Genomic DNA, 14,766 nt, shown 5'->3' with positions numbered 1-14,766 from the left:
AATTTTTAACTCAAATTTACAGCGAAAAGAAAATGACAGAAAATACAATACTACATTCAACAATAAAAGGAGAAGGCAAGCCATTGCTTATTTTACATGGTTATTTTGGCATGTCTGATAATTGGAAAACTTTGGGAAATCAGTTTTCAGAAGATTACCAAGTACATTTAATAGACCAAAGAAATCACGGACGCAGTTTTCATACAGATGCTTTTAATTATGAGCTTCTAGCAGAAGATTTATACAACTACATAAAACATCATCAAATAGAAAATGTAAATATTATTGGGCATTCTATGGGCGGAAAAACAGCAATGTTGTTTGCTGTAAATTATCCAGATTTCGTTAATAAATTAATTATTGTTGATATTTCACCTAAAGCCTATGAACCACACCATAATGCAATTTTAGCAGGTTTAAATTCTGTTGATTTTTCTATCCAAAATTCAAGAAAACTGGTAGATGAGCAATTGAGTAAATATATACCAGAATTGGGCATTCGTCAATTTTTAATGAAAAATGTTTATTGGGTAGAAAAAGGACAATTAGGCTTTCGATTTAATTTACAATCTTTAACAGAAAATAATCCAGAAGTTGGTAAACCTTTACCTCAAAATACATCCTTTGATAAAGATACTTTGTTTTTAAAAGGAGAGAAATCGGGTTATATAATTCCAGAAGAACAAATTATTATCGATAATCATTTTCCTAATAATACAGTTGTAGAAGTTGCTAATGCAGGTCATTGGTTGCACGCAGAAAATCCCAAAGATTTTTATGAAACTGTTTGTGAATTTTTAGCTTAAAAGAATAATCTCTATACGTTCTTCTTTATTGATACTTAAAATATATTATGGTTTTAATATTGAATAGCATATAAAATAAACTAAATTATTTTATTACCACTATATTTGTGGATTCAAATTTTTTTTTATGATGAAAAGAGTTTTTCTTTTTCTGTTATTTTTCTGTTCATTCAATAGCTTTTCGCAAAATCAAAAAGTATCTTTTAATTTAGATACAGAAAAAAATCTATGGCAAAATTTTACCTATGATTTAGGTAATATTGCAGGAGGTATGGGTTATGCATATTCAAGACCTTTGTATTGGCAAAAAAAGCAATTTACAAATTTAGGTTATGTTGCAGCTGGTACTACAACTTTTTATTTTATTGATGATAATGTAGATAGATGGGCTGTAAATTACAGACCCAAAGCACCAAATTGGTTAGTAAACTATGGTAATAATATTGGAGACCCTAATAACAATTACAGATTAACAGGTGCTGTTTATTTAGCAGGTTTGTTTACTAAAAACCCTAAATTACGAAGAACAGGAGTTTTATTGATTTCATCTGCTTCTGCTGCTGGTTTATTACAGCAAGTATCAAAAAGAATTATTGGTAGAGCCAGACCTAGAATAGAAGTAGGTAAAGCTACATTCGATCCTTTTCATATAGATCGCGTTTACAATTACGATTCTTTTCCTTCTGGTCATGTAATGTTAGGTTTTACAAATGCTTACGTAATTGCTAAACAATTTAAAAATCCATGGATAAAAGCTGGTTTATATACCATTGGTTCTATACCAGGTTTTAGTAGAATTTTAGATCGTTTTCATTGGATTTCTGATGTTGCTTTTTCTACAGCAATTAGTATTTTTATTGTAGAAGCCATAGATCGTTTTTTAGACACAAAGTATGATGATAAATACAATGAAATTAAAAAGGATAAAAAAGTAGCTTGGAACTTGCAGTTTGCACCTGGAACTCTAGGTGTAACTATGAATTTTTAGCAATTTTATTAAACTAAAATATATTTGAAAGCGCAAAAAAGATGAATATTCAAAATGCACAAGAACAAGTAGATAATTGGATTAAAACTCACGGAGTTCGTTATTTTAATGAGCTTACAAATATGGCGCAATTAACAGAAGAAGTTGGTGAAGTAGCCAGAATTATTGCACGTAGATATGGTGAGCAAAGCGAAAAGGAATCTGATAAAAATAAAGATTTAGGAGAAGAATTAGCAGATGTTATGTTTGTTGTACTATGTTTGGCAAACCAAACAGGTATTGATTTACAAGATGCTTTTGATAAGAAATTAGATATTAAAACAAAACGAGATCATAATCGTCATCATAATAATGAAAAACTAAAATAAAGCTAACTTAGTTTTATTCTCTTTTAGCATTTGCCAAAGGAAAAATTACAAAGAAAACTGCATATATAGATAAAATAGCAAGAATTATATTAAAAGTAAGTTCGCGATTTAGAATACTCTGCCCTCTATTTCTTCCTATTTCTTCATATCTAACTACAATTTTATCCATTATAGGTAAAAATCGTTCAGTGTTGAATAAGGTTAAGTTGATGTATTTGTTAATTTCAGTTTTATCATTTTGATTTTTGATGAGTAATCTTGAATTTTTAATGATGTTTGAATAAAACATATCAATTTCACCAAAATATTCTTTTAAATAGAAATCATCATATTTTTCAAAATAATTAGATTTTAAAAGTTGATGGGCTTTAGAAAATTCGGAAAGAATTTCTTCTAATTTTATGGTGTTTTCCAAAAAAAAAGTTTCATTAACATTGTTGTATGTCAAAACTAATTTTGAGATTCTTTGACTGTACATTCTTTGTTTACCTGAAATGTTTACAACAGTAAGATTTTCATTTTGTCTGTGAATGTCTTTATGTAAGCTGAATTTATTTATGCCAAATAAGATGATAAAAGTACATAAGATAAAAAGTGATCTACTCTTCATTTATTTTGGAGAATGAAAGTGATATTGAATAAGTATCAAATATAATTATAATTTTGTTAATATTGCTCACCGTTAAAAATAAAAATTATGTCGTTTTTAAAAAAAGTAAAACAAAAAGAGTTTTGGGTAAATACACTTAAGATTTCAGTTCCATTTTTTGTTTTCGTAACTATAATTTCATTGCTAATAAATAGTTTTAGTGATATATTTTCAGGAAATTTAATAAATATTGCAGAAACAAATTTTAATAACGGAAAATGGATTCAATTTTGGGTTTATAAAATTATTTTGAGTTTATTTTACGGAATGTATATGACAGATAAAAATATGAAATAATTTATTTTTAATAAGTTTAATTACAACTCTTCTGTTTTGGACTTTGTTTTTACGTGTTTTATTTTCAACAGAATATGTATAGCAATTAATTTAAAATTGGTATACTTTTTAGCACTCTTTTGAGTTTTTTAAAAAGTATACCAAGAAAATAAATTACACTATAATTAATCCAACTGAATCAAATCAATATTACTCTCCTTAACTTTAGTATTTAACTCTTTTACATTTTTATCAAATAACGAATATAACTTCTCCAATTCTAGATCAATTTCTTTTGTAATTTCATTTTTAAAAGCAATGGCTTGATTTGTTGGTGCATAGTTTCCAATTCTAGTTAACGAATTTAAATGACCTAATTTATTATTCAAACGAATTGGATAATTTAAAGGATCTTGCCCGCTTTTAGATTTTGTTTGATATAATTTTTCTTCAACAATAGTCATATCTTTTACTAATTTATCAGCAAAATCAATTAAATCTTTATGTTTCTTTTTGTCTTTGATTGATTTTTTTAACAAACCAACTTGATTTTTAACTTTAGCAACATTCTTTAAAGCTTTATGAATTTCAGTCATTTTTTTGTTGATGTCATTAATAAAATCAAACTGAGCTTTCATATCACTTTCAGAAGCTTCAGACATTGGGTTTTTAACAATTGAAAAGTTTTTCGATTTTTTCACATCATTTACAGTCAATTCAACTTTATAAGTACCAGGTAAAGCCATTGGTCCAGACAAAGAAGCCCACCATAAAATCATACCTTTTACAGATTCTGCACCATCATACATCATGTTCCAATTAAAAATATTGTTGCCTTCTTCTATGTTCAATTTGCCTTCTTTTTTATCTTTATCAGGCTTTGTAGAGAATTTTTTAATCAAGTTATCATTGGCATCAAAAATAGAAATAGATGCAACATCTTTTTCCTTTAGTTCATTGATATAATAATAAATATTTACACCTCCAGAATGGTTTGTTCCTGAAGTTCTAGAAGTTCTTCCTCTACCACCAGATAAATTATAAGCATCTTTTGGTTTGTACAAAATAACATCTTCTTTTTCTAATGTGTTTAACTGATGTAAAGGAGTTAAATCATCAATAATCCAAAGAGAACGACCTTGAGTTGCAGCAATTAAATTATCGTCTTTTATTGCTAAATCTGTAATAGGGACAATTGGTAGATTTTGTTTAAAAGTTTGCCAGTTTTTACCATCATCAAAAGAAATATACATACCTCTTTCTGTACCTGCGTATAATAAACCTTTACGTTTTGGGTCTGCTCTTAAAGCTCTTGTAAAATCTTCATTCGCAATTCCGTTTACAATTAAATCCCAAGATTTACCATAATTTTCTGTTTTGTAGATATAAGGTGAATAATCACCAGATTTGTATTTTGTACCTACAATATAAGCGCCACCTTTTGTAAAAGGATCAATTTCTATGCAGTTAATCATCATCCATTCTGGCATTTTTTTAGGAGTAATGTTATCCCAAGATTCACCATTATTTTTAGTGATGTGTACCAAACCATCATCAGAACCCGTATAAATTAAACCAGGTTCTAAAGGAGATTCTGCAACTGCGAAAATAGTTCCATAATATTCTACACCAGTATTGTCTTTGGTAATTGGTCCTCCAGAAGGTCCTAAAGTTTTAGGGTCGTTCCTTGTTAAATCTGGACTAATTAATTGCCAAGATTGCCCTTCATCTTCTGTTGCGTGTAAATGATTAGAAGCTGCATACAATCTTTTCTTATTATTTGGCGAAAACAAAATCGGGAAATTCCACTGAAAACGATATTTAAAATCCTCAGCTCCATGACCCATAGGATCATCTGGCCAAACATTTACAGCTCTAGATTCGTTGGTTTTATGATTTACTCTTGTTAATAAACCACCATAACTACCACCATAAACAATATCATCATTTAAAGGATCTACAGCAATATGTGCACTTTCTCCACCAGCAGTAGAAGACCAATCAGATTCAGTAATAAATCTGCCTCCAGTTCTATGAGAAATTCTTACAGTAGAATTGTCTTGTTGTGCTGCTAAAATTCGATAAGGAAAATGATTATCTGTAGCAAGTCTGTAAAATTGAGCAGTTGGCTGATTGTTCATTGTGCTCCAATTTTCGCCTGCATCAAAAGAGATTTGAGCACCACCATCATCACCAATAATCATTCTTTGGTTGTCTTTTGGTGCAATCCATAAATCATGATGATCTCCATGAGGAGCGTTGTAAGTTTTATAGGTTTTACCACCATCAGTAGATTTATGATAACGTACATTTAAAACATATAAAATATTTTCATCTTGGGTGTCTGCATACAAACGTGTGTAATACCAGGCTCTTTGTCTTAATTTTCTTTCAGAATTTATAAGTTTCCAAGTTTTACCAGCATCTGTAGATTTGTAAATTCCTCCTTTTTTATTTTCGATTAAAGCATACACAATATCAGAATTTACAGGTGAAACTGTAACTCCAGCAATACCCCAAATTCCATCAGGTAAACCTTTGTTAGTAGAAATGTTTGTCCAAGTTTCACCTTCGTCAGTACTTTTCCAAAGTGCAGATCCATCACCACCAGAAGACAAACTATAAGGAGTTCTTCTAATGTTCCATGTTGTTGCATATAAAATTCTTGGATTATTTGGATCGATCACCAAATCTACAACTCCAGAATCTTCGTTAGAAAATAATACTTTTCGCCAAGTTTCACCACCATCAGTAGTTTTATAAACGCCACGTTCTTGAGTCGGTTTGTATAAATCGCCCATAACTCCAGCAAAAACAATATCAGAATTTTTAGGATGAATGCGCATTCTAGGAATATGTCTAGAGTTTTTTAAACCCACATGTTTCCATGTTTTTCCTGCATTTTCAGATTTCCAAATTCCATCACCAGAAGAAACATTTCCACGAACGGTTTTTTCTCCCATTCCAACATACATTACATTATTATCAGATTCAGAAACAGCTACAGCACCTACAGAGCCTCCAAAAAATCCATCAGAAATATTTTGCCAAGTATTACCAGCGTCAGTAGTTTTCCAAACTCCACCACCAGTTGCACCCATGTAAAAAAGATTTGCTTTGCCAGAAACACCTGTTACTGCAGCACTTCTTCCTCCTCTAAAAGGGCCAATATTTCTCCATTTTATTGCGCTAAAATATTCATCAGAAACTTTGGTAGATTTTTTTTGTGCATTAACTTTGGCATTTGCAGAAAAGAATATGCAAATTACCAGAAAAAGTACTTTTTTCATGTTGGTTAGTTGTAAGTTTGAAATTTAAAAATAAGAAATAAAATCAATTTTTAGAATGGACATATTGTTAAATGTTTTACAAGAAAAAAAGATAGACCAAAAAATTACAATTTCTGGTTCTAAAAGCGAATCGAATAGATTATTGATTTTACAAAAATTATTTCCAGAACTTTCTATAGAGAACTTATCAGATTCTGATGATTCTGTGCACATGCAACACGCACTTTCTACGGATGATGAATTGGTAAATATTGGTCATGCAGGTACTGCAATGCGTTTTTTAACTTCATATTTTGCCGTTCAAAAAGGCAGAGAAACTGTATTGACAGGTTCTGATAGAATGCAAAATAGACCTATAGAAATTTTAGTTGATGCTTTAAAAAGTTTAGAAGCAAATATTTCTTACGAAGCCAAAGAAGGTTATCCACCAATTAGAATAAAAGGAATTCAAATAACTAAAGATAAAGTTCAAATTAATGGTAATGTAAGTAGTCAATATATTTCATCATTATTGTTAATTGCAGCAAAATTAGAAAACGGATTAGAAATTGAGTTAACAGGTAAAATTACCTCTATTCCTTATATTAAAATGACGTTGAGTTTGCTTTCTCAAATAGGTATAGAAAGTAATTTTGAAGGGAATATTATTAAAGTTTATCCAAAAAAATCAATTAAAAAACAAACGATTGTTGTAGAGTCTGATTGGTCTTCTGCAAGTTATTTTTATTCTATTGTTGCTTTAGCAGAAATTGGTTCAGAAATTCAATTATCAGCCTATAAAAAAGAAAGTTTACAAGGCGATTCTTGCTTAGCAGAAATCTACGAACATTTTGGAGTAACCACCACTTTTGGTGAGAATTTTATCACTCTAAAAAAAGAAACTGAAACTAAGAAAGAAGCTTTGGTTATCAACCTAAAAAATGCGCCAGATATTGCACAAACTATTGTGGTTACTTGTTTTGCAGAAAGCATATCATGTAGTTTATCTGGTTTACATACTTTAAAAATTAAAGAAACAGATAGGTTAGTAGCTTTGCACGATGAATTATCTAAATTGGGTGCAAATATTTCTGTAACCAACGAAACTTTAGAATTGGCTGTAACTTCCATAATCCATAAAAATATTGCTATAAAAACCTATAACGATCATAGAATGGCTATGGCTTTTGCGCCTTTAGCTTTGCGTGTTCCTATTCAAATAAATAATGCTGAAGTAGTTACAAAATCTTACCAAAAATTCTGGGAAGATATGCAACAATTAGGAATTAAAATTGACGAACTTTAAAGATAAATAGCTAAACACTTGACAACGCCTGTTTTCATATCGTATATTTGCATCTTTTACAGCAAAATACATTTATGAAATTATCAAACTTTGATTTTGAACTGCCAGAAGAATTATTAGCAATTTATCCTGCAGAACATAGAGACGAATCTCGTTTAATGGTCTTAAACAAAAAAGACCAAACTATAGAACATAAAACATTTAAAGACGTTATTAATTATTTTGATGAAGGCGATATTTTAATGTTAAACAACACCAAAGTTTTTCCTGCAAGAATGTTTGGTAATAAAGAAAAAACAGGAGCTAGAATTGAGGTTTTCTTATTAAGAGAACTAAATGCAGAAAATAGATTATGGGATGTTTTGGTAGATCCTGCAAGAAAAATTAGAATAGGTAACAAATTATTTTTTGGTGAAGATGATAGTTTAGTAGCTGAGGTTATAGACAACACAACCTCTAGAGGTAGAACTTTACGTTTTTTGTTTGATGGTAGTTACGAAGCTTTTAGAGAAAAATTACTAGAACTTGGTGAAACACCTTTACCAAGAACTATAAATAGAGAAGTAGAAGCTTCTGATGAAGAACGTTACCAAACTATTTATGCAAAACACGAAGGTGCAGTTGCAGCACCAACAGCAGGTCTACACTTTTCTAAACACTTATTAAAGCGTTTAGAAATTAAAGGAGTAGATTTTGCAGAAATGACATTACATGTTGGTTTAGGTACTTTTAGCCCTGTTGAGGTAGAAGATTTATCGAAACATAAAATGGATTCTGAGCAAATTGTTATACCAGCTGCATCTGCAGATAAAATTAACAAAGCTAAAATAGAAAAAAGAAGAATTTGTGCTGTAGGTACAACTGTAATGAGAACTGTAGAATCTTCAGTATCTTCTAATGCAGAACTAAATGCCTTTGAAGGTTGGACAAATAAGTTTATTTTTCCTCCTTATGATTTTAGCATTGCAAACACAATGATTACTAATTTTCATACACCAAAATCTACATTAATGATGCAAGCAGCAGCATTTGCAGGTTACGATTTTTTAATGGAAGCTTATAAAGAAGCTATTAAAGAAGGTTATAAATTTTCTACTTACGGAGATGCAATGTTAATTATATAAAACATTTAAGAATTTTAAAATTCAATAATTAAAACTGACAATTAGTAATTTAATTGTCAGTTTTTTTATTTTGTGTGTTCCTAAAGGTTGTACTTTTTATTATATCTCTTTTTTTTGAAACTCAAAAAAAAAAGGATGCTATTTCAAATGTGAAACATTCACGATTTCAATAAAAATAATAAAGTATGAGTAATCACTAACACAGCCTATTAACAAAGCCAAAGCAAACCTCAAAATATTAGTGTATTTTTGCACAATTAATACAACACTTTTAAACTAGAAATCTATTGAATAAAAAGAAAGACATAAGAGCCTTAACCAAAGAGCAGTTACGTGATTTTTTTGTAGAAAATGGCGATAAAGCTTTTCGTGGAAACCAAGTTTATGAATGGCTTTGGAACAAGTCTTTACATACTTTTGAGGATATGACAAACATCTCTAAAACAACAAGAGAAATGTTAGAAGCCAATTTTGTCATCAATCATATTAAGGTAGATTCTATGCAAAAGAGTAATGATGGTACTATAAAAAATGGTATTAAATTACATGATGGTTTAGTAGTAGAATCAGTTTTAATACCTACAGAAAAAAGAACCACAGCTTGTGTTTCTAGTCAAGTTGGGTGTAGTTTAGATTGTAAATTTTGTGCAACAGCACGTTTAAAAAGAATGCGTAATCTAAATCCTGATGAAATTTACGATCAAGTAGTTGTTATTGATAAACAAAGTAGATTATATCATAATAAAAAATTGACGAATATTGTTTTTATGGGAATGGGTGAGCCACTTATGAACTATAAAAATGTATTGAAATCTATAGAAATGATAACGTCTCCTGAAGGTTTAGGAATGTCATCAAAAAGAATAACAGTTTCTACATCTGGAGTGCCAAAAATGATTAAAAAAATGGCAGATGAAGAGGTTAAATTCAATTTAGCAGTTTCATTACACTCAGCAATAGATGAGGTTAGAACATCAATAATGCCTTTTAACACTAATTTTCCTTTAAAAGATTTAAAAGAATCTTTAGAATATTGGTACGAAAAAACCAAAAGAGCAATTACTTACGAATATGTAGTTTGGGATGGAATTAACGACAGCAAAGAAGACATAAAAGCACTTGTTGAGTTCTGTAAATATGTGCCATGTAAAGTCAATTTAATCGAGTACAATCCTATAGACGATGGTCAATTTCAACAAGCAAGTAATTCTGCTATAAATAACTATATTTCTAATTTAGAAATGCACGATATTACTGTAAATGTAAGACGAAGTAGAGGTAAAGATATTGATGCAGCTTGTGGGCAATTGGCTAATAAAGCTTAACTTTTATAGTTAAATCATGAATTTTGTAATGATTTAATTAACAAAATCCGACTTTTATTTTTTGTATTTTTACACCAATTACTGAAACCTGTTCAGCATAAAATGAAGCCAGTAGAACTTTTTAAATTACCTATTAAAAACGAGATGGAGCTCTTTGAAAAGAAATTCAAAGATGCAATGCTTTCTAAAGTTCCGCTTTTAAATAGAATTACCTATTATATAGTTCGCAGAAAAGGAAAACAAATGCGCCCAATGTTTGTTTTTTTAGTCGCAAAAATGGTTTCTGATGGAGGTTTTGATGAAAGAACTTATAGAGGTGCATCTGTTGTAGAGTTAATACATACAGCTACTTTAGTACACGATGATGTTGTAGATGATTCTAATAGAAGACGTGGTTTCTTTTCCGTAAATGCTCTTTGGAAAAACAAAATTGCAGTTTTAGTAGGCGATTTTTTATTGTCAAAAGGATTACTTTTATCCATAGATAATGAAGATTTCGATCTGTTAAAATTGATTTCTATTGCTGTTCGTGAAATGAGTGAAGGTGAGTTATTACAAATTGAAAAAGCAAGAAAATTAGATATTACAGAAGATATTTATTTTGATATCATTCGTCAAAAAACAGCAACTTTAATTGCAGCTTGCTGTGGAATTGGAGCTGCTTCTGTAGGTGCAAAAAATGATGTTGTGCAGCAAATGCGAAAATTTGGAGAATACATAGGTATTGCTTTTCAAATAAAAGATGATTTGTTCGATTATTCTGATGCCAAAATAGGTAAACCAACAGGTATAGATATTAAAGAACAGAAAATGACACTACCTTTAATTTACACCCTAAATAACTGCTCTAAAAAGGAAAAAGCTTGGCTTATCAATTCAATAAAAAAACATAATAAAGATAAAAAGCGAGTAAAAGAAGTAATTGCGTTTGTAAAAGAAAATGGCGGAATTGAGTATACAGTTTCTAAAATGAATGATTACAGACAAAGAGCATTAAATATTTTAGAAACCTACCCAACATCACCTTATAAAAAATCTTTACTACAAATGATTGATTATGTGGTTGAAAGAAAAATTTAATCCAGGTTTATTACATAATTTTTAGGATGCTTTACAGCATATTTTAGTTTAAAGTTTTTAACTTCTTTTGATGGTAAATTTATATTCCATCTTATTTCACCAGATTTGGTATTCAGTTTCCCTTTTGTAATATCTGTATCTAGTTCAATTTTTATTGTTTCAGACATTGATATCGGAATTTGATCTAAAACTATAATATTAATCGCTTCATTTTTATTGTTTTTTACTGAGTAGTTCCACACTCTAGATTCTTCTTTTTTGTTTCCTATAAATTGTCTTGTTGTAAAATCTTTTTCTTTAGTTCTAGAAATGGTTACATTTTTATCAATACCTAAAGAAATTTCTAATTCTTTTTTGGCAATCCTTGTATCAATTAAAGTAGTGCCAACAAAAGTGTCTTCAAAATAAATATTGGCTTCAGCTTCTAATAAATTAAACTTTTCCCAATCTGTGATTTTAGCTACTAAAAATGCACTTTGTTCAGCTTTAGGAAAAGAATAATATTGATAATTACTAGCTATATCAAAAATTCTCATTGGTATGCTAAAATTTTTATTACTAGTTTTAATAGAGTAGGGTTTAACCACTTCAAAATTAACTGTGGTTTGGTTTATTACTTGTTTAGTGTTAATAATACTTACTTTTTCTTCTTTTATAGATGATGCTCCTCTAATAGAAATACCAGCAGCTCTGCCAGTTAATGCAGTTCCTATATTTCGTTTGTTTTTGCTGCTTCCTTTTCTTTTTGTTCCATAACCTACAACTACAATTTCATCTAATTGATTACTGTCTTCTTCAAGGTTAACATTTATATAATTACTATTAACAGACATTTCTTTTGACTTAAAACCTAAATAGTTAATTAATAATGTGCTATTTGTATCAGGTATTTCTAGGGAAAATTTCCCATCAAAATCTGTGGTTGTTCCAATGGTTGTGCCTTTAATAGTAATAGTTGCACCAGGTAAAGGCTCTCCAGAACTACTAACTATACCTGTAACTTTATTAATATTGTTTTTATAATTTGGCGGATTTGTTCCATAATTTATAAAATAAGGAATTACTTCTTTTACTTTGTTTGATTTTGATGGGTTACCAGAAGAAAAACTTAGTTTTACATTGGTCCAATCTACTTTTGAATTTTGATACAAATTTGCTTTGTAAACTAATTCTAAAGGAGAGTTTATATCTTTTACTCTAACATCATAAGAAGGATACCAACCAACATTATCAACATTATAACTTAAAATAAATTTGGTGTTTTTAGTTTGTTCAGATTTTAAACGGATTGTAATTTCACCTGAACCAAAATTTTTGTTTGATGTAAAATCATTTATCTGCTTTTCTATTTTAGAAGCTTGTAAGTTTAAAGTTCTTATTTCATTTTTTAGTTTAAACTCGGTTGTTTTTAATGTTTTAATTTTGCTTCCATAATAATTAGCAGCTTCCTTAAAAGTTGTTGCAGTTAAAGTTTGATTGCCACCAATTGATTTGTTAGATTTTAAAAATAAAACTTCTTCTTTAACAATTTCTAAATCAACATTTTTTGAATTGATATTGTTTACAATTAAAGATAATTGAGTTTTTAATTTCTGTAATTCAGGATTCTTTTTTATTTGTTTTAAGTAATCTTTCTGAAAATTAATAGCCTGAATTTCTATATCCTTAGCTCTAACTTGAATGCTTTTACTGTCAACGAAAGGAGATAAGTTTGTAAATTTTAATATGTTTTCACCTTTAGATAAAAAAACAGTTTCTTCTCTATTAACTTGTGCGTTTTCAAGAAAAATCACAGCCGATTTAACTTCTGATTTTATGATTTTTTCTCTAGCTTTTTGCGCTTTAGAAGAGATTGAAAATTGAATGCAAATAAGTAAAAAAAGAACTTTTTTCATAATAAATATTTTTAATGGAGTATATCTACATCAAAAATATATTTTTCATATGCTAGTAAAAATCAGTATTGAGTAAGTAAGGTGTTTTATTTGGTGAAATAGAAGTTTGAGTTAGTTAAAGTTTTAATAACTCCTCAATAAAATCTCTTTGGTTAGATAATCTTGGTACTTTATGTTGTCCACCAAGTTTGTCTTTTTTCTTAAGCCATTCATAAAATAAACCTTCTTTGGCAACGTGAATTTTTGGCATTGCTAAGGTCATAGAATTATAACGTTTTGCCTCGTAATCTGAGTTAATAGATTTTAAAGCATTGTCTAACATTTCAGTAAAATAATTCATGTTTTCTGGATGTTCATTAAATTCAATAATCCATTCGTGACCACCACTTTTTTTATCCTTCATAAAAATAGGGCCTACAGTATAATCTGCAATTGTAGCTTCTGTTTTTTGGCAAGCTAATTTTAAAGCATCTTCTACATTTTCAATATTAAGCTCTTCACCAAAAACATTTATATAATGTCTTGTACGTCCAGTAATTTTAATTCTATAAGGCTCTAAACAAGTAAAACGAATGGTGTCACCAATTAAATAACGCCATAAGCCACTATTTGTAGTAATAATTAAGGCATAATCTATGCCCTTTTTTACTTCAGAAATTGGTATTGTTTTCGAATTTTCGCCTTTATAATTAGACATAGGTATAAACTCATAGAAAATTCCATAGTCTAACATCAACAATAAATCTTTAGAATCATTTCTGTCTTGAATTGCAAAAAAACCTTCAGAAGCATTATAAGTTTCATAATATTTAAAATCTTTTTTCGGAATCAATTTTTTATACTGTTCCAAATACGGATTAAAGTTTACGCCTCCATGAAAATATACTTCTAAATTTGGCCAAACCTCTAAAATATTATCTTTTCCTGTTCTTTTTAAAACGTTATTTAAAAGCACTAACATCCAACTTGGTACACCAACTAAACTTGTAATATTTTCGTTTATAGTTTCTTCTATAATAGCATCCATTTTGGTTTCCCATTCAGCCATTAAAGCTACTTCTTGGCTTGGTGCAGAACTGTAATCTGCCCAAAAAGGTAAGTTTTCAGTTATAATTGCAGACAAATCACCAAAGTAAGAATTGTTGTCTTTGTAAATCTCAGAACTACCACCTAATTTTAAACCTTTACCCGTAAAAAGTTGCGTTTCTTCGTTATTATTAATGTACAAACACAACATATCTTTACCAGCTTTCATGTGGCAATACTCTAAAGCTTCTTCACTTACAGGTATAAATTTACTTTTTGCATTTGTAGTTCCACTAGATTTTGCAAACCACTTTATTTGCGTTGGCCAAAATAAATTTTGTTCACCTTGTCTACATCTTTCTATTAAAGGCTCTATAGTTTCGTACTTCTGTATAGGTACATGTTTTACAAAATCATTATAATTTTTGATAGATGAAAACTGGTGTGTTTTACCAAATTCAGTTCTTTTTGCAGTAGCAACTAATTTTAAAAGTAGTTCATCTTGTACATCATTAGGATACTTTAAAAACAATTCAATTTGATGAATACGTTTTTTTAAAAACCAAGAAATTATAGAATTTACAATGGGGTAAGCCATAAATTAAGTTCGAATTTTTACGTAATTTTGTGAGAAGCTAAAAATACTAAATTTTG

12 protein-coding genes are annotated in these 14,766 nt (G+C 29.2%); 8 read left to right on the top strand and 4 right to left on the bottom strand.

Annotated features, from left to right (window positions below):
- The first annotated feature begins 32 nt into the window (after positions 1–32).
- From ACJJVK_RS03240 to ACJJVK_RS03230, 3 genes are all read left to right on the top strand, one after another.
- The gene (locus ACJJVK_RS03240; RefSeq protein WP_405563098.1) at positions 33–806 is read left to right on the top strand and encodes an alpha/beta fold hydrolase; all 774 of its coding nucleotides are present in this window, start codon (positions 33–35) and stop codon (positions 804–806) included.
- A 127-nt stretch (positions 807–933) separates the two neighbouring features.
- The gene (locus ACJJVK_RS03235) at positions 934–1,794 is read left to right on the top strand and encodes a phosphatase PAP2 family protein (RefSeq protein WP_405563096.1); all 861 of its coding nucleotides are present in this window, start codon (positions 934–936) and stop codon (positions 1,792–1,794) included.
- A gap of 41 nt (positions 1,795–1,835) precedes the next feature.
- Positions 1,836–2,162, top strand: a complete 327-nt coding sequence (locus tag ACJJVK_RS03230) for a nucleotide pyrophosphohydrolase (protein WP_215993947.1) — start codon at positions 1,836–1,838, stop codon at positions 2,160–2,162.
- Positions 2,163–2,175: 13 nt separating this feature from the next.
- Here ACJJVK_RS03230 and ACJJVK_RS03225 read toward each other — a convergent pair whose 3' ends face one another.
- Entirely contained in the window at positions 2,176–2,772 is a 597-nt protein-coding gene (locus ACJJVK_RS03225; protein ID WP_405563093.1) for a hypothetical protein, read from the bottom strand.
- Positions 2,773–2,859: 87 nt separating this feature from the next.
- On the opposite strand from ACJJVK_RS03225, the gene ACJJVK_RS03220 reads away from it, so the two are divergent.
- On the top strand, positions 2,860–3,108 hold the full coding sequence (locus ACJJVK_RS03220; protein WP_215993945.1) for a hypothetical protein: 249 nt from the start codon (positions 2,860–2,862) through the stop codon (positions 3,106–3,108).
- 164 nt (positions 3,109–3,272) lie between these two features.
- Here the strand turns inward: ACJJVK_RS03220 and ACJJVK_RS03215 are convergent, their stop codons facing one another.
- Positions 3,273–6,377, bottom strand: a complete 3,105-nt coding sequence (locus tag ACJJVK_RS03215) for a WD40/YVTN/BNR-like repeat-containing protein (RefSeq protein ID WP_405563090.1) — start codon at positions 6,375–6,377, stop codon at positions 3,273–3,275.
- Between the two features lie 55 nt (positions 6,378–6,432).
- Between ACJJVK_RS03215 and ACJJVK_RS03210 the strand changes: the two genes are divergently transcribed.
- From ACJJVK_RS03210 to ACJJVK_RS03195, 4 genes are all read left to right on the top strand, one after another.
- A complete protein-coding gene (locus ACJJVK_RS03210; RefSeq protein WP_405563088.1) occupies positions 6,433–7,662 on the top strand; it encodes a 3-phosphoshikimate 1-carboxyvinyltransferase in 1,230 nt (409 codons plus the stop codon).
- A 74-nt stretch (positions 7,663–7,736) separates the two neighbouring features.
- Positions 7,737–8,786 carry a tRNA preQ1(34) S-adenosylmethionine ribosyltransferase-isomerase QueA gene (queA, locus tag ACJJVK_RS03205; protein ID WP_215993942.1) on the top strand — a complete coding sequence of 350 codons (1,050 nt, stop codon included), beginning with the start codon at positions 7,737–7,739 and terminating at the stop codon, positions 8,784–8,786.
- Positions 8,787–9,073: 287 nt separating this feature from the next.
- Complete coding sequence (gene rlmN / locus ACJJVK_RS03200) at positions 9,074–10,111, top strand: 23S rRNA (adenine(2503)-C(2))-methyltransferase RlmN (protein WP_405563086.1); 1,038 nt, start codon at positions 9,074–9,076, stop codon at positions 10,109–10,111.
- 102 nt (positions 10,112–10,213) lie between these two features.
- Complete coding sequence (locus ACJJVK_RS03195) at positions 10,214–11,191, top strand: polyprenyl synthetase family protein (protein ID WP_405563083.1); 978 nt, start codon at positions 10,214–10,216, stop codon at positions 11,189–11,191.
- On the opposite strand, the gene ACJJVK_RS03190 is transcribed toward ACJJVK_RS03195, so the two are convergent.
- Both ACJJVK_RS03190 and ACJJVK_RS03185 read right to left on the bottom strand, forming a co-directional pair.
- Positions 11,188–13,086, bottom strand: a complete 1,899-nt coding sequence (locus tag ACJJVK_RS03190; protein WP_405563081.1) for a mucoidy inhibitor MuiA family protein — start codon at positions 13,084–13,086, stop codon at positions 11,188–11,190. The genes ACJJVK_RS03195 and ACJJVK_RS03190 overlap by 4 nt on opposite strands.
- A 115-nt stretch (positions 13,087–13,201) precedes the next feature.
- A complete protein-coding gene (locus tag ACJJVK_RS03185; protein WP_405563079.1) occupies positions 13,202–14,710 on the bottom strand; it encodes a GH3 auxin-responsive promoter family protein in 1,509 nt (502 codons plus the stop codon).
- Positions 14,711–14,766 lie beyond the last annotated feature (56 nt).

The sequence above is a fragment of the Polaribacter sp. Asnod6-C07 genome (assembly GCF_045063625.1).
Taxonomy (GTDB): Bacteria; Bacteroidota; Bacteroidia; order Flavobacteriales; family Flavobacteriaceae; genus Polaribacter; species Polaribacter vadi_A.
Note: the sequence above shows the minus strand (reverse complement) of the source record. Positions and strands in the feature narration are given on the sequence as shown.

Bases quoted from the DNA above. Each gene is read 5' to 3' on its own strand.
- ACJJVK_RS03240 (WP_405563098.1), top strand. From the start codon at position 33: ATGACAGAAAATACAATACTACATTCAACAATAAAAGGAGAAGGCAAG.
- ACJJVK_RS03235 (WP_405563096.1), top strand. From the start codon at position 934: ATGATGAAAAGAGTTTTTCTTTTTCTGTTATTTTTCTGTTCATTCAAT.
- ACJJVK_RS03220 (WP_215993945.1), top strand. From the start codon at position 2,860: ATGTCGTTTTTAAAAAAAGTAAAACAAAAAGAGTTTTGGGTAAATACA.
- ACJJVK_RS03230 (WP_215993947.1), top strand. From the start codon at position 1,836: ATGAATATTCAAAATGCACAAGAACAAGTAGATAATTGGATTAAAACT.
- ACJJVK_RS03210 (WP_405563088.1), top strand. From the start codon at position 6,433: ATGGACATATTGTTAAATGTTTTACAAGAAAAAAAGATAGACCAAAAA.
- ACJJVK_RS03195 (WP_405563083.1), top strand. From the start codon at position 10,214: ATGAAGCCAGTAGAACTTTTTAAATTACCTATTAAAAACGAGATGGAG.
- ACJJVK_RS03225 (WP_405563093.1), bottom strand. From the start codon at position 2,772: ATGAAGAGTAGATCACTTTTTATCTTATGTACTTTTATCATCTTATTT.
- ACJJVK_RS03215 (WP_405563090.1), bottom strand. From the start codon at position 6,377: ATGAAAAAAGTACTTTTTCTGGTAATTTGCATATTCTTTTCTGCAAAT.
- ACJJVK_RS03190 (WP_405563081.1), bottom strand. From the start codon at position 13,086: ATGAAAAAAGTTCTTTTTTTACTTATTTGCATTCAATTTTCAATCTCT.
- queA (WP_215993942.1), top strand. From the start codon at position 7,737: ATGAAATTATCAAACTTTGATTTTGAACTGCCAGAAGAATTATTAGCA.
- ACJJVK_RS03185 (WP_405563079.1), bottom strand. From the start codon at position 14,710: ATGGCTTACCCCATTGTAAATTCTATAATTTCTTGGTTTTTAAAAAAA.